This window comes from Bradyrhizobium sp. HKCCYLS3077, assembly GCF_051167555.1.
Classification (GTDB): domain Bacteria; phylum Pseudomonadota; class Alphaproteobacteria; order Rhizobiales; family Xanthobacteraceae; genus Bradyrhizobium.
In genome coordinates, this window is the sequence record NZ_JBNPTH010000004.1 from 111547 (window position 1) to 131951 (window position 20405).

The window sequence follows — 20405 nt, forward strand, 5'->3', positions numbered from 1 at the left end:
CCTGGCCATGATGAACCTGTCGCCGACGGAGCTCGATCGTCTCGTCATCTTCAACGCCGCGCAGATGGCGCGGCGCAATCGCCAGCTCGGCATCAAGCTCAGCCATCCCGAGGCGGTCGCCTACATCACCGATGAGGTGATGACCGCGGCGCGCCGCAATCTGCCTTATGCCGAGATCCGCGACATGGCGGGACGGCTGCTCACCACCGATGACGTCGAGCCCGGCGTCGCCCAGATGATTCCGATGCTCTATGTCGAGCTGATGTTCGCCGAGGGCACCAAGGTGATGGCGCTGTTCGAGCCGATCCAGCCCGCCGAGGGCGCTGCGAGTGATGACGTCGTGCCCGGCGAGATCATCGCGGGCGGCGACGACATCTCGATGTTCACGGATCTGCCGGCGGTCACCATCGACGTCGTCAATACCGGGGACCGCGACATCCAGGTGCGCAGCCACACTCATTTCTTCGAGGTCAATCGGGCGCTGCGCTTCGACCGCGCCGCGGCCTGGGGCATGAAGATCGACCGACCCGCGGGCCTCGGTGTCCGCTTCGAGCCGGGCGTGATCAAGTCCGTGCGGCTGATCCCGATCACCGGCGACCGGATCGTGCGCGGCCAGGCCGGCTTGGTCAACGGTCCGCTCGATGCCCCCGGCGCGCGCGACGCCGCGCTGAAGCTTGCGCAGTCGCGCGGCTATCTCGGAGCCTGAGCCATGGCCACGCTCACCCGGAAAGCCTATGCCGAGCTGTACGGCCCCACCAAGGGCGATCTGATCCGGCTCGCCGACACCAGCCTGTTCGCCGAGATCGAGCACGACTACACGACCTACGGCCATGAGCTTCTGGTCGGCGCCGGCAAGAACATCCGCGATGGCGAGGCCGTCGCCGCGCACCGGACGTCCAATCACAAGGCGCTCGACGTCGTCGTCAAGAATGCGACCATCGTCGACGCCGTGATCGGCATCGTGAAGGCCGACATCGGCATTCGCGACGGCCGCATCGTCGGCATCGGCAAGGCCGGCAATCCCGACATCATGCCGGACGTGCATCCGGACATGGTGGTCGGCCATACCACCGCGCCGATTGCCGGCGGCCCGTTCATCGTCACCGCGGGTGCGATCGAAAGCCACGCCCATCTGATCTCGCCGGAGCAGTCGGATCATGCGCTGGCCGGCGGCACCACCACCATGGTCGGCAACGGCTCGGGACCGGTGTTCGACGTCGGCTCGGGCGCGGGGCCGAACTTCGGCCATTTCCTCAAGTCGATCGAGTTCTCGCCGCTGAACTACGCGCTGTTCGGCCGCGGTGGCTCCGATCCGGCAGCGGTCGAGGAGGCGGTCGCGGCCGGCGGCATGTCGGTCAAGATCCACGAGGATTTTGGCGCGTCGCCCGACGTCATCGACAAGACGCTGATCGCAGCGGATCGTCATGATTTCGCGGTCCATCTGCATACGGACTCGATCAACGAATACGGCTTCTGCGAGGACACGATGGCGGCGGTCGATGGCCGCACCATCCACATGTATCACGTCGAGGGCGCCGGCGGCGGCCACGCGCCGGACCTGCTCAAAGTCGTGTCCTGGCCCAACGTCATCCCGTCCTCGACCAACCCGACCAATCCCTACACCTCCTATGGGATGGAGGAGGGCGTGCCGATGACGATGATCTGTCATCAGCTCAACTACAACGCCCCGGAAGATGTGATGTTCGGCGAGTCCAGGGTGCGCGGGCAGTCGATGGCGGCGGAAGACTTTCTGCACGACATGGGCGCGATCTCGATCTTCGGCACGGACACGCAGGGCATGGGCCGGCTCGCCGAGAACGTCGCCAAATGCTGGCAGCTTGCGAGCGTCATGAAGGACCGCATCGGCCGCCTGGCGGAGGAGACGACTGTTCGCGCCGACAATGAGCGCATCAAGCGCTACGTCGCCAAGCTCACGATCAACCCGGCCATTGCGGTCGGCATCGACCATGTCGTCGGCTCGATCGAGGTCGGCAAGATGGCCGACCTCGTGCTGTGGCCACGCGCCTCGTTCGGGCTCAAGCCGTACATGGTGATCAAGAACGGCTTCCCGGTGTGGGCCGCGATGGGCGACGGCAATGGCAGCCTCGGGCTGTCAGAGCCGATGATCCAGAAGCGGATGTGGGGCGCGCTGGGCAGCGCGCCGCAGCGGCTCGGCGTGAACTTCATGTCGAAGCTCGCGGTCGACGCCGGCGTTCGCGACAGGCTCGGCTTGGGTCGCGAAACCGTGCAGATCAAGAACGTCCGCCGCCTGCGCAAGACCGACATGGTCCGCAACGCCGCGATGCCGCATGTCGAGGTCGATCCGCAGACTTTCGAGGTCCGCGCCGACGGCAAGCTGTTGATGTGTCCGCCGGCCACGACCGTGCCGCTCGCCAGGAGGTTCATGCTGCGATGAGCCGTCTCGCTCTCACGCGCACCGATGCTCCGATGACCGCCGCGCGCGTCGGCATCGGCGGCCCTGTCGGCTCCGGCAAGACCGCTCTGGTCGAGCAATTGATCCCCGCGCTGCAGGCGCGCGGCATCGACATCGCTGTCATCACCAACGATCTCGTCACGGCTGAAGATGCCGAGCGCGTCCGCCGCTCCGGGCTCATCGATCCCGAGCGGGTCTCGGCAGTGGAAGCGGGCGCCTGTCCGCACACCGTGATCCGCGAGGACCCGACGCTGAACATCGAGGCCGCCGACGAGTTGGAGCGGCGCTTTCCCGGCGTCGAGCTGATCCTGCTGGAGAGCGGCGGCGACAATCTCGCCTCGACCTTCTCGCGCGACCTCACCGATTTCTGGATGTTCGTAATCGACGTCGCCGGCGGTGACGACATCCCGCGCAAGCGCGGCCCCGGCGTGATCCGCGCCGATCTGCTGGTCATCAACAAGGTCGATCTCGCGCCGCATGTCGGCGTCGATCTCGCGCGCATGCAGCGCGAGGCCACGGAGGTGCGCGGCGGCCGGCCGGTGCTGCTGACCAACTGCCGCCGCGGCGAGGGGATCGACGCGGTCGTCGATCTGCTGGAGCGCGAGGTGCTGTTCCGCTCGTGAGCGATCTTGGCCCAGAGAAGCCGCGCCTCGATCTGTCCTTCGTCCGCCGCGGCGGCCGCACCGTCATCGACCGGCGCTTGTTTGCCTGGCCCTTTGTGCTCACGCGCAGCTTCCACACCGACGCGGCGCGGCCGGACCAGCTCAGCGTGATCCTCCAGACCGGCAGCGGCGCCGTGCATGGCGAGGACCGGCTGACGCAGCGCTTCACGCTGGCGGAAGCGGCGGCAGTCTGCATCACCACGCAGGGCGCGACCGCGGTGCATCGGGCCGAGCCAGGCACGCGCGCCGTCGAACACGTGCTGCTGCGCGTCGCGGCGGGCGCGTCGCTCGACTACCGGCCGGAGCCGCGCATCCTGTTTCCCGACGCCGCGCTGCGCCAAGTGCTCGAGCTCGACTGCGCCGGCGATGCGTCTGCGCTCGTCACCGACGCGTTCACGATGCACGATCCGGACGGGCAGGGCCGGCTGTTCCGCGAACTCGACTCCACCCTCATCGTCCGGCGGCCGGATGCGGAGTCCTTGCTGATCGACCGCATGCATCTGCGCCAACCGGACATCGCCCGCTTCAACGGGCGCCGCGCCTTCGGCTCGGCCACGCTGCTGCTGCCTTCGCACGATCCCGGGGCGATCGGCCAGCTGCTGTCGCATGCGATCGCGCCGGTTGAGGGCCTCTACGCGGCCGCGAGCGTGCTGCCCGGGCGCGTCGGCATCGGTGTGCGGCTGGCCGGACGCGAGATGCGCGCGCTGCGCGCCGGCTTCGACGCCATAGCCGGGGTCTATCGCGAAATCGAGATCAACGCGCGAGCGACGTTGCGGAGCGGCCCCGTCGCCGGCGCCGCTTGAACCCGGCCTACGCCGTTTCCAGATCGAAATCCGCCCACACCGGCACGTGATCCGACGGCTTCTCCCAGGCGCGCACATAGCTGTCGATGCCGACCTCGACCAGCCGGTCGCTGGCCTGCGGCGACAGCAGCAGATGATCGATCCGGATCCCCATGTTCTTCTGCCAGGCGCCGGCCTGGTAGTCCCAGAACGTGTACTGTCCCGGCGCGTCGTTGACGGCGCGTAGCGCGTCGGTCAGGCCGAGGCCGAGCAGCGACTGAAAGCTCTCGCGCGTTTCAGGCCGGAACAGCGCATCGTCGACCCAGGCTTCGGGATTGGAGACATCAGCGGCGGCCGGGATCACGTTGAAGTCGCCTGCGAGGATCAACGGCTCCTCGGTCTTCAGCCGTTCACGCGCATAGTCACGAAGCCGCGACATCCATTTGAGCTTGTAGGGATATTTATCCGTGTTCGCCGGATTGCCATTGGGCAGATAGAGGCACGCGATGCGGACCACGCCGGTCTTCAAGCTGACCACGCCTTCCAGGAACCGCGCATGCACGTCCTCGGCATCGCCGTCGAGCCCGGACTTGGTCTCGTCGAACGGCAGCTTCGACAGCAGAGCGACGCCGTTGAACGTCTTCTGGCCGTGGGTGACGACGTTGTAGCCGAGCGCCTCGATCTCGAGCCTTGGGAAGGCATCGTCGGTGCACTTGATCTCCTGCAGGCAGACGATGTCAGGCGAGCACTCCTTGAGCCAGGTCACGAGGTGCTCGATCCGTTGCCGGACGGAATTGACGTTCCAGGTGGCGATGCGCATCGGCGGGTTCCCAGCAGGCTCAAACGATCGGTCCCGGTTAGACCAAGCGGCAGGGCCCCGGGTCAAGGCGATTGGCCGGCAGACTCACAGGCCGGCGCAGCCGGGCCATGCAGAGGTGCCCCATGGCGGCCGGCCGCGTGTCCGCGTATTCATGCTTTCAACAGGGAGACCATCATGGATCATCGACGTCTCGGCCATTCCGGCCTGCGGGTGCCCGCGCTCAGCTTCGGCACCGCTACCTTCGGCGGCGGCAACGACTTCTTCAAGGCCTGGGGCGCGACCGACGCCGATGGCGCGAGCCGGCTGATCGACGTCTGCCTCGATCATGGCGTGTCGATGTTCGACAGCGCCGACGTCTATTCGAGCGGCCTCTCCGAGACCATTCTCGGCCAGGCCATCAAGGGCAAGCGCAACCGGCTCCTGATCTCGACCAAGGGCACGTTCCCGAAGGGCGACGGTCCCAACGATTATGGCTCGTCGCGCCAGCATTTGATCGAAGCGGTCGACGGCTCGCTCAAGCGGCTCGGCGTCGATCACATCGACCTCTATCAACTGCACGGCCAGGACTACAACACGCCGGTCGAGGAGACGCTCTCGACGCTCGACCAGCTCGTGCGCGACGGCAAGATCCGCTACATCGGCGGCTCGAACTTCTCGGGCTGGCACCTGATGAAGTCGCTGTCGGCCGCTGACCGTTACGGTTACCCGCGTTACGTCGCGCACCAGGCCTATTACTCGCTGCTCAACCGCGACTATGAGTGGGAGCTGATGCCGCTCGGCATCGACCAGGGGGTCGGCGCCGTGATCTGGAGCCCGCTCGGCTGGGGCAAGCTGACCGGCAAGATCCGCCGCGGACAGCCGGCCAAGCCCGGCACGCGCGCCCACGACATCGCCGGTACGGGTCCGCATTTCGAGGAGGAGCGGCTGTATCGCGTCGTCGACGCGCTCGACGGCGTCGCCAAGGAGACCGGCAAGACCATTCCGCAGGTGGCGTTGAACTGGCTGCTGCAGCGCCCGACCGTGTCGACGATCATCGTCGGCGCCCGCGACGAGAACCAGCTGGTCGAGAACATCGGCGCGGTCGGCTGGAACCTGACGGCCGAGCAGGTGGCCACGCTCGATGCCGCGAGCGACATTCCGGCGGCCTATCCGGTCTGGCACCAGCGCGGCTTCCCGATGCTGAACGAGCGGCGCTGATCTCGCTCCGGCGGAACGGCTGTGGATCTTCAGCCGCGGGCCGCGCGCCTGCGGCGCCGATGCATTTGACGGCGGAGGCGGCTGGGCAGTAACATCCGGCTTCGATCGTGACGTGGCCGCGCTCCGGTCATTCTGGAGCCGCCACAACGGGGGGCGTCGACCCCGGACCGATCGGCGGTTGAGCCTCACGACTGTGCCGGACCCGCAGTCTTCAATGTGACGATGTTTGGCTCACTAAGTCGTCCCGGCGAACCGCATCGGGTTTTTGTTCCGGCTAACCGCATCGGGTTTTTGTTCAAGAGAGAACTCTCGCCCCTCACCCTGAGGAGCCCGCCGGAGGCGGGCGTCTCGAAGGGCGAGGCCCGCTAATCGGGCCTCATGGTTCGAGACGGCGCTACGCGCCTCCTCACCATGAGGGTGAGCAGCCGCAGCAGCGACTGGCGAATTGGTGCCGCGCCGCGCGATCAAATACTCCACCCCTCCGCCGGATAAGCCAGCGCATCGCCCGGCAGGATCTCCGCGCCCACCCCATTCCGGAACCGGCTTGCATAGAACGCCAGCGGCAGGCCGTCGCGGTGGCGGCACCAGCGGACCTCGCCGATGAACAGCGTGTGGTCGGCAATCTCGACCGAACTCACCACATCGCAGCCGAATTGCGCGATCGCCTGCGGCAGCAGGAAGAAGCCGTCACGCGCATCCAGCATCGGCGCGCCTTGCGCCAGCGGCGTCCCCGCAAAGTGCCGGCCGATCGCGACGTCATCGGCCGCGAGCACGTTCACCGCGTAGCGCCGCGTCTCGCTCACCGCCTGCCACGTGCGGCCGCGCTTCAGTGAGACCAGCACCGTCGGCGGCTGCATCGACACCGTGGTGAAGCTGTTGGCGGTCATGCCGACGGCCGCGCCGTCGGCATCGCTGCTGGTGACGACCGTCACGCCGGTTGAGAACCGCGAGGCGGCTGCGCGAAAACTCGCGGGATCGGCATGATGGCTCATGAGCTGCTCCGCTTCCTCCGTCTCAGGCCGCCAGCGGCGTGCGCTCGTCGATCCAGGCATGGATGCGCCGGTCGCTGGCGAGCCGGTCCCACTGCCGTTCCGGATAGTTGAAATTGTCGGTGAACTCGTCGCATAGCGCGCGGTTCTGCGCCATCGTGAAGATCAGCCGGCCCATCGCCTCCGACGGCGGCTGCAGCATCAGGTTGGTCCAGCGCGCCGCCGCGATCACGCGGTTCTCGCGCGCGCGGTCGACCGTCTCGACGAAGCGGTCGTCGAACGCCACGGCCTCGACGATCGCCTTGCCGAGCTCGAACGCGGCGTAGGAGGCCATGTTGGCGCCCTGGCCCATCATCGGATCGACCACCGAATGCACGTCGCCGAGTGCGATGGCGATCTTGCCGTCGTCGAAGCTGACCGAGGAGCGCCGCACCGTCGGCACCACCGCGCCCTGCAGCAGGTCCAGCGGCTGCAGGTCGAAGCGGTGCGTATCGATCTTGTTGTAGGTGTGCGGATGATGTTTCTCGAGCTTGTCGAGCATGGTCTGGCGGAAGCCCGCCGGGTCCGCATCGTAGTTGAGCGAGACGAGATCGGCCATGTCGCCGCCCGGGATGTTCTCCATCAGCAGCGCCGTCTTCATGCCGCCGAAGGTGAGCGTTGGGATCACGATCATCTCGCCATGCCCGGGCGACACCGACAGCGTCACGCCGCGCGGATCGTCGCCGTCAGGGCTGCCGTGATCGACGCCGTCATACAGCCCGACGCAGAGCAGGCGCTGCGGCTGATTGTAGGGCGACAGCTCCGGCCGGTGGCTGAACATCCGCCCGAGCGCGCCCTTGCCGGTCGACACCACCAGCAGATCGAACCGCGCCACCAGCGCCGGGATGTCGTCGTCCTGGATGCTGGCGTATTCGATGGTCCCGCCGCGATCCTCGAAATCCTTCATCAGCGCCGGCAAATAGATCCGGTAGTCGACCGCGCGGCTCGGCTGCTTGAACGCGCCGCGGAAGAGCAGGGGGCTGCCCGGGAAATTGAAGAAGTGATCGTGATGGTGATAGACGAATTCGGGATCGTCCCAATGGTTGACGCCGAGCTCGTTCTCCCGGGCCACCGTGATGCCGTGGTGCGCCACGGTATTCATCAGGCGCGTTGCAGCATACTGCTCGGGCTCGCGGTCGGTCAGGACAGTGGCCTGGATGCCGTGCTTCTGCAGATAGAGCGCGAGATGCAGTCCGCCGATGCCGGCGCCGACGATGCCAATCGACTTCTCCATGGGTCTCCCTCCCTCGTGATTTTTTTGAGAGGCTAGACCAGTCCTCCCGATCACGTATACGGAATGGCAAGAATAAAACTCATTCCGGGGAGGAATGGATGGACCGGATCGACGCGTTGCAGACCTTCATCCGGGTCATGGAGGCCGGCAGCTTCACCCAGGCGGCGGCCGATCTCGGCCTGGGCCAGCCGGCGATCACCAAGCGCATCGCGCTCCTGGAGGAGCAGTTCGGCTGCCGGCTGTTCGTCCGCACCACGCGCAAGCTGCGTCCCACGCCCGATGCCGACCGGGTGCTCAAGCTCGCCAAGGACATCGTGACCTTGTTCGAGAGCGCCGGCGTGCCGTCGCCGCGCCGCGTCGGCGCGCCCTCAGGCACGTTGCGGATGACGGTGCCGACCTCGTTCGGCCGCTTCTTCTTCGCCGACATTTTTGCGGAGTATGGCCGCCGCTATCCCGAGGTGCGGCTCGACATCCGCTTCACCGAGCAGTTCGTCGACCTCGTCGAGACCGGCACCGAGCTCGCCATCCGCATCGGCGTGCTCTCGTCGAGCTCGCTGGTCGCGCGCCGCGTCGGTACCGTGAAGCGGCTGCTGGTCGCATCGCCGGCGCTGCTGACCAGGCACCGTGCGCCGCGCCTGCCCAACGATCTGCGCCAGCTGCCCTGCGTGACCTATTCGCGGCTGTCGCCGAAGAACGAATGGAGCTTCGAATCCGAGACCGGCCGCCACGTCGTCGGCATCACGCCGTCGCTGACCTGTGACGACGCCGACATCATGACGCTGGCCGCGCTGGAGGGGCTGGGCGCCGCCGTGCTGCCGGACTGGTGCGCGGTGGCTCATATCGCATCCCGCAAGCTCGTCCACCTGCTGCCCGACTACGACGTCCCCTCGCTGCCGCTCCACGTCGTCTATCCCGACCCGCAATGGATGTCCCACCGCGCCCGCCTGTTCCGCGACCTCATCATCGAGCGCGCTGATGTGTTTGCGATCGGTGCGCCGCAGTGATGATCCGTAGCAACAAGGAGAAGACGCGCAGCACTATCGGTGTGCATGACTGCGCCCTCGCCCCTTGTGGGAGAGGGCATGTACGGCCTATCGGCGCACTCGGTTGGGTGAGGGGGCCCTTTCGACAGACGTTGCTCGTGGAGAGAACCCCTCACCCAACCGAGTTCGAGGCGCTGTCCTACATGCCCTCTCCCACAAGGGGCGAGGGCGCTGTATTGGGCAGCGCGCGACCCTGGATTGCTTCCGCCGTCGCTCTGCGGGCTAAGGCGGACACGTCGCTTCGCTCGCAATGACGAGGATGGTACAGTCTGCCACAAGTGAATGTTCGCTGAGACAGGACTGCAAGGGAACGACCGATGCGGCTGGCTGTGATTTCCGATGTGCATGGCAATCTGCCGGCACTGGAGGCGGTGCTCGACGACATCAAGGCGCGCGGCGTCGATACGACTGTGAATCTCGGCGACTGCGTGACCAGCCCGTTGTGGCCGTTGGAAACCCTCGAGCTGCTGCAATCCCTGGCGCTGCCCACGGTGCGCGGCAATCATGACCGGTGGATCGAGGAGTTTCCGGAGGAGAAGCTTTCGCCGGCCGGTCGGTTTACGCGCGCTGCGCTGAGCGCCGAGCAGCGCCGCGCGTTGCATGCGCTGCCGCCGCGGATTGCGCTGGAGCAGGGCATCCTCGCCGTTCACGGCACGCCGAACGACGACTGCGCGATGTTGCTGGAAGAGATGACGGACGACGGCCGCTATGTCCCGGCGCGCCGCGACGTGCTGGCTTCGCGTCTCGTTGATCTCGGCGGCGCGACGCTCGTGCTGTGCGGTCACAGCCATCGGCAGGCGGTGGTGCAGGTGCCGCGCGGTCCCATGGTGGTCAATCCCGGCAGCGTCGGCTGTCCGGTGTTCGCCGACATTCCGATCGCGGCTCAGCTCGAACATCGCTCGCCGCACGCCCGTTACGCTGTGCTGACCGAGCGGCGTGGACACTGGCAGGCCGAGCTGCTGGCGCTGACCTATGACTGGGACCACGCCGCCGCGCGCGCCGTCGAGACCGGCTTTCCGCACTGGGCGGGCGCCTACGCCTCCGGCGCCGTGATCTGACACGCGGACGCGAGCCAAGGAGAGCCAAGGAGAGCGAAGGCGCTCGACCGCATGTCCCGATGGCCGTCGGGCAAATCGGTCTGGACCATCGCGCTTGTTTGTTCGCGCGGGGGCGCGCCGGCGGCATCGCAACCGCCTGCGCGCAAAAACGGATTTCGCGAGCCGCATCAAGCTGATTTGGCCTGTCCAGTCCTGAAACGAAAAATTTCCTTGTTTCGAAATTTCGGAAATCATGTTTCTATGAGCTGTCCCGTCCCGGCACGAGGGGCGTATCGCGATCGTCACGGCACGCGGGGTGGGATGCGATGGGCGTCGTGAGCCGCAGCATGGCCTCGTGCCGTGCGGACGAACGGCTCCGGCGCACGCCGAAATCGTAAGGTCCTGACCTCCCGATGCTGAGGTCAAGCCGGTGGTGACGATGATCCGCTGGTGACGGGGGCAAGACAGCCGGTCCCCGGGGAGAGGACGTATAAGGCGTAACGCCATCGCGCAGGGAATGCCGGTTGACCGGCTGGACCTGTGGTGACTGCCGCCTGCTACTTTTTCTGCAGGCGGGCCATGGGTTGCGGCCAGCACCCGGCATTCCCTGCGCCCTCGACCTCAACGAGGGTGAAACTGATCATCATGACTCGGGCTGAGGATGCCGCGAGAACGCCTGATCGTACCCATCCGACCCTGCCGGCCAACGGCCCGACGCGCGATGTGTGCGGCCCGGGAAGAGCGATCCGTAATTCTACGGGCGGGGCAATTAACGCGGCTGAAGCAGCCGATCAGGCATGGCTGGGGATCATCAGGAAGGTTCGACGCCCACATGATCTGGTCTGGGGATCCCTCGCGCGCGAAGCAAGCGGACGGCCATAGCCCGCTCAGTGCCTTCTTCCTTTGGATCAGCGGTTTCGGGGCGATCGAGACGCTCGACGACGAAGCGCTGATGGAGCGTGATCGCCGGCGCATTCGGGCCCGGCAGGTCGATGCCGTGGCGCGCCTCGTGCCTGTGACGATCGGCATCAATTTCGCGAACGCGGCGATCGTCCTCGGCGTCTTCTGGAACATCGTCTCGAATGCTTTCCTCGTCGCCTGGGGCGCGGCCATCGCCCTCGCCGGCGGCCTGGCGCTGCGGGGCTGGTGGCGCGCGCGCAAGGCGCGGCCGCAGGAGGCTTCGGAGCGCGCCATCAACCGCATGACGCTGCAGGCGTTCTTCCTCTCGGTCGTGTGGGGTTCGTTGCCGCTCATCGTGATGCCGCAGGTCGAGCCGCATCTGCAGATCATCGTCGGCTCGCTGATGACGGGTATGATCTCCGGCGGCGCGTTCGCGATGTCGAGCGTGCCGCGGGCGGGTCTGGCCTACACCTGGAGCCTGATGCTGTGCTCGGTCGCGTCGCTGTTCCTGTGCGGCGGGGCGACCTATCTCGTGCTCGTCGTCTTCCTGCTGCTCTACACGTCGTTCATGGTGCGGCACCTGGTGTCGCACGGCAACGTGTTCCTGGAGAACCTGAAGGCGCAGATCCGGCATGAGCGGCAGAACGAGACGATCTCGCTGCTCCTGAAGGAATTCCAGGAGAACGCCTCGAGCTGGCTGTGGCAGACCGATGCCGAGGGCCGGCTGATCGACGCGCCGCAGCGCTTTGCCGACGTCGCGCAATTGCCGCTCGATCAGCTCAAGGGTGAGCGGCTGATCGACACGCTGAAATATCTTTGTCCGACCGACACGGCGACCCTGAAGACGCTCGCCGACCGGATGGCGCAGCGGCTGTCGATCCCGGAGAGCCTGATCCATGTCGTGGTCGCGGGCGGCGAGCGCCGCCGCTGGGCGATCACCGCCCGGCCGGCGCGCGACTATGACGGCAAGTTCGCCGGCTATCGCGGCTTCGGCCGCGACGTCACCGAGCGCTGGCGCGCCGAGCAGGCGGAGGCCGAGAGCCGCGCCAAGTCCGACTTCCTGGCCATGATGAGCCACGAGATCCGCACGCCGATGAACGGCGTGCTCGGCCTCGCCTCGACCTTGCTGGAGACCAAGCTCGACGAGGATCAGCGTCACGCCGTGATGACGATCCGCGAATCCGGCGACAATCTGCAACGCATCCTCAACGACATTCTCGATCTGTCGAAGCTCAACGCCGGCAAGCTCGAATTCGAGACGGTCGACTTCTCGCCGGCGGCGCTGGTCGAGGCGGTCACCTCGATCATCGGCGTCAACGCCAAATCGAAGAGCCTGCTGGTCAATGCCGACATCGATCCGCAACTGCCGCCGTCGCTCAAGGGCGATGTCGCGCGCATCCGCCAGGTGCTGATCAACCTCGCGTCCAATGCGGTGAAGTTCACCGAGCAGGGCGGCGTCACCATTGCGGTGGCCTGCCGCACGCGCGACGATCACAAGGCCACGATCGAGTGGCGCGTCTCCGACACCGGCATCGGTATTCCCGCCGATCGCGTCGGCAGGCTGTTCAGCGAATTCGCGCAGGCCGACGCCTCGATCAACCGCCGGTTCGGCGGCACCGGGCTCGGGCTTGCGATCTCCCGGCGCATCATCGAGCAGATGGGCGGATCGATCGCGGTGTCCTCGGTGCAGGGCGAGGGCTCGACCTTCCGCTTCAGCCTGACCTTGCCGTGGAGCGACAAGCAGATCTCCGATCAGCGCGGCGACCGCGTCGGTGCCGGCGATCTGAAGACGCGCATCGAGGCGCTCGGCCGTCCGCTGCGCGTGCTGATCGCGGAGGACGATGCCACCAACCGCATGGTCGTGTCGAAGATGCTGCAGGAGTTCGCGGTCGACAAATGCATCGTGCCGGATGGCCTGCAGGCGGTGAACGCCGCCTCCGAGCAGGCGTTCGACCTGGTGCTGATGGACGTGCGCATGCCCGAGATGGACGGCATCACGGCGACGCGCACCATTCGCGCCAAGGGCGGCCGGCTGGCCGAGCTGCCGATCATCGCGCTGACGGCCAATGCCTTCCCGGATGACATCAAGCAATGCCGCGAGGCGGGCATGAGTGACTTCCTGGCGAAGCCGCTGCGAAAGCCCGCGATGGTGGCGGCCATGCTGAAGGCGTTGGGAACGGCTACCCCAAGCGTGGACGCGCCCGCGCTCGCGCCGTCGGAAGATCCGGCCGTGACCGCGGAGGCCTAGAGGCGGGCCGGGGAGGGATCAGACCGAGAAGCTGGTGCCGCAGCCGCAGGAGGCGGTGGCGTTGGGATTGTTGATCCGGAACGAGGCGCCCATCAGGTCGTCGACGAAGTCGACCTCGGAGCCGGCCAGGAACGGCACCGAGGCCGGATCGACCAGCACCACGGCGCGGTCGCGTTCGATGACGAGGTCGTCATCGGCCTTGGCGCGGTCGATGTCGAACTTGTACTGGAAACCCGAGCAGCCGCCGCCCTCGACCGAGATGCGCAGCATCGCGCCAGCCGTCTCCTTGCCGAGAATCTCGCCGATGCGGCGGGCGGCACGTTCGCTGATGGTGACAGGGGTGGCATCAGTCATGGCATCAGTCATGGCGAAGGGTCTCCGGAAGGCGCGTCATGCCCACTTCATTTGGCATCGGGCACTCCCCATAGTTAAGTGGGCTCCGGCCTGGAATCAAACCTCAAAAGGAACAATCGCCCGTGTCGGTCGGAATGGCTGCTTCCCGCGCTCCCTATTCCTGCGACCCCGATCGCAGCCGGGGCCGGTTGTTCGCCGAGCCGCCCTCGCGCACCCGGAGCGCCTTTCGCAGGGATTGCGACCGGGTCATCCATTCCACCGCCTTTCGCAGGCTGAAGCACAAGACCCAGGTGTTCGTCTTCCACGAAGGCGACCATTACCGCACCCGGTTGACCCATTCCCTCGAGGTTGCCCAGATCGCCCGCGCGCTGGCGCGCCAGCTCGGGCTCGACGAGGACCTGACGGAGACGCTGGCCCTGGCGCATGATCTTGGCCATCCGCCGTTCGGCCATGCCGGCGAACGGGCGCTGAACCGCTGCATGGCTGACCATGGCGGCTTCGATCATAATGCCCAGACCCTGCGCATCGTGACGTCGTTCGAGCAGCGCTACCCCGATTTCGACGGCCTCAATCTGACCTGGGAGTCGCTTGAAGGCATCGTCAAGCACAACGGGCCGTTGCAGGGGCAGATCCCGGCCGGAATCGTCGAGTTCAATGCCCGGTTCGACCTGGAGCTGTGGAGCTACGCCTCGGTCGAGGCCCAGGTCGCGGCGCTGTCCGACGACATCGCCTATGATGCGCATGACATCGACGATGGCTTGCGCGCGGGCCTGTTCACGCTCGACGACCTCGAGGAGGTCCCGCTGCTCGCGGCGATGATCGCCGAGATCGACCGGCATTATCCCGGCCTGGACAATATCCGGCGGGGGGCCGAGCTGGTCCGCGAGCTGATCTCCTATCTGATCGGCGCCGTGGCCGCCGAAGCGCAGCGGCGAATCGAGCGGGCGCAGCCGGTCTCGCCCCATGACGTCCGCCGCCATGCCGGCGCGCTGGTGGCCTTTCCGCCCGACGTGGCCGAGCACGAGGCGACGGTCAAGGCGTTCCTCTGGAAGCGGATGTATCGGCATGAGCGGGTGATGCGCGTGATGCGTGATGCCGAGCGTATCGTGGCCGACCTGTTCGGCCGCTACCAGGACGATGCCGGATCGCTGCCAGCCGGCTGGCTGGATGGCTGCGAGGGCGACGGCGATCGCGCGCGCCGGATCGGCCACTTTATCGCCGGAATGACGGACCGTTTTGCCTTAACCGAACACCACCGGCTTTTTGACTCGACTCCGGATTTGCGTTAGGCGGCGGCATGGTCGAACAAGCGTCTACACCCTATCTTTTTGCCGACGTGCTGGCCCGCGTGCACGCCATCTGCGCCGCGCTCGCCACGGAGGGCGGCTGGCCGGAAGGCATCGATTTTTCGCGCGTGGTCGTCGAGCCGCCGCGCGACCCGAGCCATGGCGACATGGCCACTAACGCCGCGATGGTGCTCGCCAAGGAGGCAAAGGCCAAGCCGCGTGATCTCGCTGAAAAGATCGCCGAACGGCTGCGCGCCGATGAACTCGTCGCCAAGGTCGACGTCGCCGGTCCGGGCTTCATCAACCTCACTTTGCAGCCGGGGGTGTGGGCGAGGGCGCTCGCGACCATCCTGCGCGAAGGCGCCACCTACGGCCGTGTCGCGCCGGTGCCAGGTGCGCCGAAGGTGAACGTCGAATATGTCTCCGCCAATCCAACTGGCCCGATGCATGTCGGCCACTGCCGCGGCGCCGTGTTCGGCGATGCGCTGTGCAGCCTGCTGCAGTTCGCCGGCCGTGACGTCACCCGCGAGTACTACATCAACGATGCCGGCGCGCAGGTCGACGTGCTCGCGCGCTCCGCGTTCCTCCGTTATCGCGAGGCGCTCGGCGAGGACATCGGCGCGATTCCGGACGGGCTCTATCCTGGCGACTACCTGAAGCCCGTCGGGCAGGCGCTCGTCGCGGAGCATGGCGACAAGCTGAAGGCAATGTCGGAAGCCGAATGGCTGCCGGTCGTGCGCGACAAGGCGATCGCGATGATGATGGACGAGATCAAGGATGATCTCGCCGCGCTCAACATCCGTCACGACGTGTTCTTCTCGGAGCGCTCGCTGATCACCCGCGGCAACAACAAGGTTGCCGAGACCATCGATTTCCTGCGCGAGCGCGGCGATGTCTATGAAGGCCGTCTGCCGCCGCCGAAGGGCGCTCCGGTCGAGGATTGGGAGGATCGCGAGCAGCTCCTGTTCCGCGCCACCGCGTTCGGTGATGACGTGGACCGGCCGCTGATCAAGTCGGACGGCAGCTACACCTATTTCGCCTCCGACATCGCCAATCATCGTCACAAGTTCGAGCGCGGCTTCGTCGATCTCATCGACGTGTTCGGCGCCGATCACGGTGGCTACATCAAGCGCATGCAGGCCGCGGTGAAGGCGGTGACCGCGGCGCAGGCCACGCTCGACGTCAAGGTCGTGCAGCTGGTCAAGCTGTTGCGCAATGGCGAGCCGGTGAAGATGTCGAAGCGCTCCGGCGACTTCGTCACCTTGCGGGAAGTTGTTGATGAAGTGGGGCGCGATGCGGTCCGTTTCATGATGCTTTATCGCAAGAACGACGCCGTGCTCGATTTCGACCTCGCCAAGGTGATCGAGCAGTCGCGCGACAACCCGGTGTTCTACGTCCAGTACGGCCACGCTCGGGGCTACTCGGTGTTCCGCAATGCCCGGGAGATGTTCCCGGACCTGCCGGAAGAGGAGGGAGCTCGAATCGCGTTCCTGAGCAGCGCGAACCTCGAAAAACTGTCGGATCCGACCGAACACGGCCTCTTGAAACAGCTCGCGCTGTACCCACGTACGGTCGAGAGCGCGGCACTGGCGCATGAGCCGCACCGGGTCGCCTTCTACCTCTATGAACTTGCAAGCGAATTTCACGCCCACTGGACGCGGGGGCGGGATTTGCCCTATTTACGCTTCATTATCGATGATGATGCAGAATTGACCAAGGCACGTTTGGCCATGGTTCAGGGCGTCGTCTCGGTTCTGGCGTCGGGACTTGCGATCTTGGGCGTTAATGCTCCTGATGCAATGCGCTGATTGGGGGAAACACACGACTTCAGTTGGGGGCCTCAATCTGGCAGGGTCCGCCTTAGGACGCATGTGCGGCTCACCCGCAGGGACGCTTCAAAACGATGGCTGATCGTTACCAGGACAGACCCTTTCCCGCCGATGGTTTCGGTCGCGGTGGAAACCAGCAGGCCGATGCCGATCCGCTCGCCGAACTCGCGCGCCTGATCGGGCAGAACGATCCTTTCGCGGCCCCGGGCCGTGCGACCCCGCAAGCTCAACAGCGTCCGATGGCGCGCCCCGCCGCACCGGCTCCGGAGCAGCCGGCCGCAGGCATGCCGCCGGCCGGCGCCCCTGCCTGGATGCAGCGTGCCCAGCCGCAGGCCGCGGCCAATCCGTTTGCCGACATGGGACGTGAGCCGCAGCAGCCTGCGCCGTCCTTTCCGGCCGGCTATCAGGATCCGCGCGCTCAGCCGAGTTTCCCGGAGCAGGACTTTGCTCCCGCGCAGCCCCGTCCTCAGCCGGGTTTCCCGAACGCCGAATTTGCCGATCAGCTCTCCAAGCTCGACTACAGCGTCGGCGAGTCGCGCCATGGCTTTGCCGAGAACGACCGCGACTTCGATCGCGGCAATGGTTTCGACGACAACGAGCCCGACTCGTCGCGCTACGACGATGCGCTGTTCGGCCAGATGGGCGGTCAGCAGGGATTCCAGGGCGACAACGACTTCCAGGACAGCCAGTACGGCTATCAGGACGGCTACGACGAGGGCGAGGAAGAGGAGCGGCCGCGGCGACGTGGCGGCATGAGCACGGTGCTTGCCGTGCTGGCGCTCGCCGTTGTCGGGACCGGCGGCGCCTACGGCTACAAGACCTACATTTCATCCGGGCGGACCGGCGAACCGCCGATCATTCGCGCCGACAACAGCCCGACCAAGATCATGGCGCAGCAGGATACGACACCGAAGGTGCCGGACCGCCTGCTCGGCAATGATGGTGGCGAAAAGCTGGTGTCGCGCGAGGAGGCGCCGATGGATCTGAACACCCGCGGCGGCGGCAATCCGCGCGTGGTGTTTCCGCAGATGAGCCAGAACGGGGCTCCGCCGCCGGTGAGCGCCGGCGCCGTGCCGCTGTCGCAGATGGCCAATGCCAACGGCACCTTGCCGAACAGCGATCCGCGTCCGATCAAGACGCTGTCGGTGACCGGCGGCAACCAGCCTCCGGCCGATGCAGGCGGTGCGCCAATGCCGGCCGCGCCGGCGGCCAAGCAGGCAGCCAAGGCGAAGAAGTCTCCGGCCAACGCCAATGCCTCGGCGACGGAGAGCCCGATGCCGCTGACGCCGCAGCCGGCTGCGCCAGCTACGGCGCCCGCCCGGATCGCGGCGGCCGTGCCGGTGACCGAGCAGACCCAGACCGAGCGCACCGGCGGCTACCTGGTGTCGATCTCGTCGCAGGCCAGCGAGGCCGAGGCGACCACGTCGTACAAGGCCGTGCAGGACAAGTACCCGGCGGTGCTCGGCAAGTACGAGCCGATCATCAAGCGGATGGATCTGGGTGACAAGGGTGGTGTCAAGTACCGCGCGGCTGTCGGCCCCTTCGCGACGAAGGAAGAGGCCAACAAGATGTGCGGATCGTTGAAAACTGCCGGTGGACAGTGTTTCCCGTTTAGCAACAATTAAGGCTTGCTTGACCGCCCCCGAAGCGGGGTCTATGCGGCCCGCATGACCATGCGGGCTTTCATTACCGGCGTCGCCGGGCTGGACCTCACCGACGCCGAGCGCGCGTTCATCCGCGATGCGAAGCCCTGGGGCTTCATCCTGTTCAAACGCAATGTCCAGTCACCATCCCAAGTGACTGCATTGGTTCAGGAATTACGGAATTGCGCCGGCCGCGCCGACGCCCCCGTCCTGATCGACCAGGAGGGCGGGCGGGTGCAGCGGCTCGGTCCGCCGCACTGGCCGGCCTATCCCGCCGGCATCGTGTTCGACCGCCTCTACGACCTTGATTCGGCCCTCGGCCTCCGCGCCGCCTGGCTCAGCGCCCGCCTGATCGCCGACGATCTGATTCAGCTCGGGATCACCGTCGACTGCCTGCCGATCGCCGATGTCCCCATCGCCGGCGCCGACGCCGTGATCGGAGACCGGGCCTATGGCACAACGCCGGCCAAGGTGGCGGCGATCGCTCGCGCCGTGACGAAGGGGCTGGAAGAGGGCGGTGTGCTGCCGGTGCTCAAGCACATCCCGGGGCACGGCCGCGCCACCGCCGACAGCCACCACCTGCTGCCGACGGTCGACACGCCGGAGGCGGAGCTCGACGCGACCGATTTCGCCGCCTTCCGGCCGCTTGCCGACCTGCCGATGGCGATGACTGCACATGTTGTGTTTAGCGCGATCGACGCCGCCCATCCGGCCACGACTTCTGCGACAATGATCCAGCGGGTGATTCGCGAACGGATCGGGTTCCAGGGTTTGTTGATGAGTGATGACGTTTCCATGAACGCCTTGGCCGGTTCGATCGCCGAGCGCACCCGCGCGATCGTCGCCGCCGGCTGCGACATGGTTCTGCATTGCAACGGCAAGCTCGACGAGATGCAGGCCGTCGCGGCCGAGACGCCGGAGCTTGCAGGCGAGGCTCTGACCCGCGCCGATCGCGCGCTGGCGGCGCGCAAAGCACCCACGGGCTTCGATCGGATCGCCGCGCGCGCCGAGCTCGATGCCCTGATCAACCGGCTGGGACCCGCGAGCGCATGACCGCTGAAATTCTGTCGTTTGAAACCGGCCGTCCCACGACGGAGCTGGCCGAGGCCGAACCGGCGTTGGTCGTCGACGTCGAGGGCTACGAGGGCCCGCTCGACCTTCTGCTGGCGCTGGCGCGGCAGCAGAAGGTCGACCTCGCCAAGATCTCGATCCTGGCGCTCGCCGACCAGTATCTCCAGTTCATCGAGGCCGCCCGAAAGATCCGGCTGGAGCTCGCTGCGGACTATCTCGTGATGGCAGCGTGGCTCGCGTTCCTGAAGTCGCGCCTGCTGCTGCCGGAGCCGCCTGCGCAGGAAGGTCCGAGCGCCGAGGAGATGGCGACCGCGCTCGCCAACCGGTTGCGCCGGCTGGAGGCGATCCGCGAGGCCGCCAACCGCCTGATGAACCGGCCGCAGTTCCAGCGCGACGTGTTCCCACGCGGCAATCCGGAGGCGATCGCCGAGGTGCGCAAGCCGAAGTTCACGGCGACGCTGTTCGACCTGCTGTCGGCCTACGCCATCCAGCGCCAGGCGCGGGTGGTGACATCGGTGCACATGGCCAAGCGCAATGTCTGGTCGCTCGCCGAGGCGCGCGCCACGCTGGAGCGGCTGGTCGGCATGACCGAGGTCTCGGACGATTGGGGATGTCTCGACGACTACCTGCTGACCTACGTCCCCGAGCCGACGCAAAAGGCCACCGTCTTCGCCTCGAGTTTTGCCGCCGTGCTGGAACTGGTCCGCGAAGGCAAGCTCGAACTGAACCAGAAGCAGGCGTTCGCGCCGCTGTATTTTCGTAAGCGTCCACCGAACCAGCCTGGCGCCATGGCTGCGCCGGACTTGACGGTTGAGTAACGAAGAAGGAGACCCTGCC

General features: G+C 66.6%; 17 protein-coding genes. 13 read left to right on the forward strand and 4 right to left on the reverse strand.

The window, feature by feature from the left end:
* The first annotated feature begins 7 nt into the window (after nt 1-7).
* The 4 genes from ureB to ACQR0Z_RS16735 are packed head-to-tail and all read left to right on the forward strand — an operon-like array spanning nt 8 to nt 3899.
* Nucleotides 8-706, forward strand: coding sequence for an urease subunit beta (gene ureB / locus ACQR0Z_RS16720; protein ID WP_434919381.1), 699 nt, complete (start codon nt 8-10; stop codon nt 704-706).
* Nucleotides 707-709: 3 nt separating this feature from the next.
* Nucleotides 710-2416 (forward strand): urease subunit alpha, encoded by a 1707-nt coding sequence (gene ureC / locus ACQR0Z_RS16725; protein WP_434919382.1) that lies wholly within the window; start codon nt 710-712, stop codon nt 2414-2416.
* On the forward strand, nt 2413-3057 hold the full coding sequence (gene ureG / locus ACQR0Z_RS16730; RefSeq protein WP_434919383.1) for an urease accessory protein UreG: 645 nt from the start codon (nt 2413-2415) through the stop codon (nt 3055-3057). The genes ureC and ureG overlap by 4 nt, the downstream gene beginning before the upstream one ends.
* Nucleotides 3054-3899 (forward strand): urease accessory protein UreD, encoded by an 846-nt coding sequence (locus ACQR0Z_RS16735; RefSeq protein WP_434919384.1) that lies wholly within the window; start codon nt 3054-3056, stop codon nt 3897-3899. The genes ureG and ACQR0Z_RS16735 overlap by 4 nt, the downstream gene beginning before the upstream one ends.
* 7 nt (nt 3900-3906) lie before the next feature.
* Here ACQR0Z_RS16735 and xth read toward each other — a convergent pair whose 3' ends face one another.
* A complete protein-coding gene (gene xth / locus ACQR0Z_RS16740; protein WP_434859058.1) occupies nt 3907-4698 on the reverse strand; it encodes an exodeoxyribonuclease III in 792 nt (263 codons plus the stop codon).
* Nucleotides 4699-4872: 174 nt separating this feature from the next.
* Here xth and ACQR0Z_RS16745 point away from each other — a divergent pair, with 174 nt between their 5' ends.
* Entirely contained in the window at nt 4873-5895 is a 1023-nt protein-coding gene (locus tag ACQR0Z_RS16745; protein WP_434919385.1) for an aldo/keto reductase, read from the forward strand.
* A 464-nt stretch (nt 5896-6359) separates the two neighbouring features.
* Here ACQR0Z_RS16745 and ACQR0Z_RS16750 read toward each other — a convergent pair whose 3' ends face one another.
* Together ACQR0Z_RS16750 and styA are read right to left on the reverse strand one after the other, a co-directional pair.
* A complete protein-coding gene (locus ACQR0Z_RS16750; protein ID WP_434919386.1) occupies nt 6360-6887 on the reverse strand; it encodes a flavin reductase family protein in 528 nt (175 codons plus the stop codon).
* 22 nt (nt 6888-6909) lie between these two features.
* Complete coding sequence (gene styA / locus ACQR0Z_RS16755) at nt 6910-8157, reverse strand: styrene monooxygenase subunit StyA (protein ID WP_434919387.1); 1248 nt, start codon at nt 8155-8157, stop codon at nt 6910-6912.
* A gap of 98 nt (nt 8158-8255) precedes the next feature.
* Here styA and ACQR0Z_RS16760 point away from each other — a divergent pair, with 98 nt between their 5' ends.
* The 3 genes from ACQR0Z_RS16760 (at nt 8256) to ACQR0Z_RS16770 (ending at nt 13385) form a co-directional block, all read left to right on the forward strand.
* Nucleotides 8256-9161, forward strand: coding sequence for a LysR substrate-binding domain-containing protein (locus ACQR0Z_RS16760; protein ID WP_434859054.1), 906 nt, complete (start codon nt 8256-8258; stop codon nt 9159-9161).
* Between the two features lie 356 nt (nt 9162-9517).
* Nucleotides 9518-10258, forward strand: coding sequence for a metallophosphoesterase family protein (locus ACQR0Z_RS16765; RefSeq protein WP_434919388.1), 741 nt, complete (start codon nt 9518-9520; stop codon nt 10256-10258).
* Nucleotides 10259-11069: 811 nt separating this feature from the next.
* A complete protein-coding gene (locus ACQR0Z_RS16770; RefSeq protein WP_434919389.1) occupies nt 11070-13385 on the forward strand; it encodes an ATP-binding protein in 2316 nt (771 codons plus the stop codon).
* 18 nt (nt 13386-13403) lie between these two features.
* Here ACQR0Z_RS16770 and erpA read toward each other — a convergent pair whose 3' ends face one another.
* Nucleotides 13404-13751 (reverse strand): iron-sulfur cluster insertion protein ErpA, encoded by a 348-nt coding sequence (gene erpA, locus ACQR0Z_RS16775; protein ID WP_434859051.1) that lies wholly within the window; start codon nt 13749-13751, stop codon nt 13404-13406.
* 110 nt (nt 13752-13861) lie between these two features.
* Here erpA and ACQR0Z_RS16780 point away from each other — a divergent pair, with 110 nt between their 5' ends.
* The 5 genes from ACQR0Z_RS16780 (at nt 13862) to ACQR0Z_RS16800 (ending at nt 20386) form a co-directional block, all read left to right on the forward strand.
* Nucleotides 13862-15028, forward strand: a complete 1167-nt coding sequence (locus tag ACQR0Z_RS16780) for a deoxyguanosinetriphosphate triphosphohydrolase (protein ID WP_434919390.1) — start codon at nt 13862-13864, stop codon at nt 15026-15028.
* 8 nt (nt 15029-15036) lie between these two features.
* On the forward strand, nt 15037-16833 hold the full coding sequence (gene argS, locus ACQR0Z_RS16785; RefSeq protein ID WP_434919391.1) for an arginine--tRNA ligase: 1797 nt from the start codon (nt 15037-15039) through the stop codon (nt 16831-16833).
* A gap of 95 nt (nt 16834-16928) precedes the next feature.
* The gene (locus ACQR0Z_RS16790; protein WP_434919392.1) at nt 16929-18479 is read left to right on the forward strand and encodes an SPOR domain-containing protein; all 1551 of its coding nucleotides are present in this window, start codon (nt 16929-16931) and stop codon (nt 18477-18479) included.
* 42 nt (nt 18480-18521) lie between these two features.
* Complete coding sequence (gene nagZ, locus ACQR0Z_RS16795) at nt 18522-19550, forward strand: beta-N-acetylhexosaminidase (protein ID WP_434919393.1); 1029 nt, start codon at nt 18522-18524, stop codon at nt 19548-19550.
* Nucleotides 19547-20386, forward strand: a complete 840-nt coding sequence (locus tag ACQR0Z_RS16800; protein ID WP_434859046.1) for a segregation and condensation protein A — start codon at nt 19547-19549, stop codon at nt 20384-20386. The genes nagZ and ACQR0Z_RS16800 overlap by 4 nt, the downstream gene beginning before the upstream one ends.
* Nucleotides 20387-20405 lie beyond the last annotated feature (19 nt).

Coding starts and splice junctions, on each gene's coding strand:
- argS (WP_434919391.1), top strand. CDS start 15,037: ATGGTCGAACAAGCGTCTACACCCTATCTTTTTGCCGACGTGCTGGCC.
- ACQR0Z_RS16765 (WP_434919388.1), top strand. CDS start 9,518: ATGCGGCTGGCTGTGATTTCCGATGTGCATGGCAATCTGCCGGCACTG.
- nagZ (WP_434919393.1), top strand. CDS start 18,522: ATGACCATGCGGGCTTTCATTACCGGCGTCGCCGGGCTGGACCTCACC.
- ACQR0Z_RS16750 (WP_434919386.1), bottom strand. CDS start 6,887: ATGAGCCATCATGCCGATCCCGCGAGTTTTCGCGCAGCCGCCTCGCGG.
- erpA (WP_434859051.1), bottom strand. CDS start 13,751: ATGACTGATGCCATGACTGATGCCACCCCTGTCACCATCAGCGAACGT.
- ACQR0Z_RS16745 (WP_434919385.1), top strand. CDS start 4,873: ATGGATCATCGACGTCTCGGCCATTCCGGCCTGCGGGTGCCCGCGCTC.
- ureC (WP_434919382.1), top strand. CDS start 710: ATGGCCACGCTCACCCGGAAAGCCTATGCCGAGCTGTACGGCCCCACC.
- ACQR0Z_RS16770 (WP_434919389.1), top strand. CDS start 11,070: ATGATCTGGTCTGGGGATCCCTCGCGCGCGAAGCAAGCGGACGGCCAT.
- ureB (WP_434919381.1), top strand. CDS start 8: ATGATGAACCTGTCGCCGACGGAGCTCGATCGTCTCGTCATCTTCAAC.
- ACQR0Z_RS16760 (WP_434859054.1), top strand. CDS start 8,256: ATGGACCGGATCGACGCGTTGCAGACCTTCATCCGGGTCATGGAGGCC.
- styA (WP_434919387.1), bottom strand. CDS start 8,157: ATGGAGAAGTCGATTGGCATCGTCGGCGCCGGCATCGGCGGACTGCAT.
- ACQR0Z_RS16800 (WP_434859046.1), top strand. CDS start 19,547: ATGACCGCTGAAATTCTGTCGTTTGAAACCGGCCGTCCCACGACGGAG.
- ACQR0Z_RS16790 (WP_434919392.1), top strand. CDS start 16,929: ATGGCTGATCGTTACCAGGACAGACCCTTTCCCGCCGATGGTTTCGGT.
- xth (WP_434859058.1), bottom strand. CDS start 4,698: ATGCGCATCGCCACCTGGAACGTCAATTCCGTCCGGCAACGGATCGAG.
- ureG (WP_434919383.1), top strand. CDS start 2,413: ATGAGCCGTCTCGCTCTCACGCGCACCGATGCTCCGATGACCGCCGCG.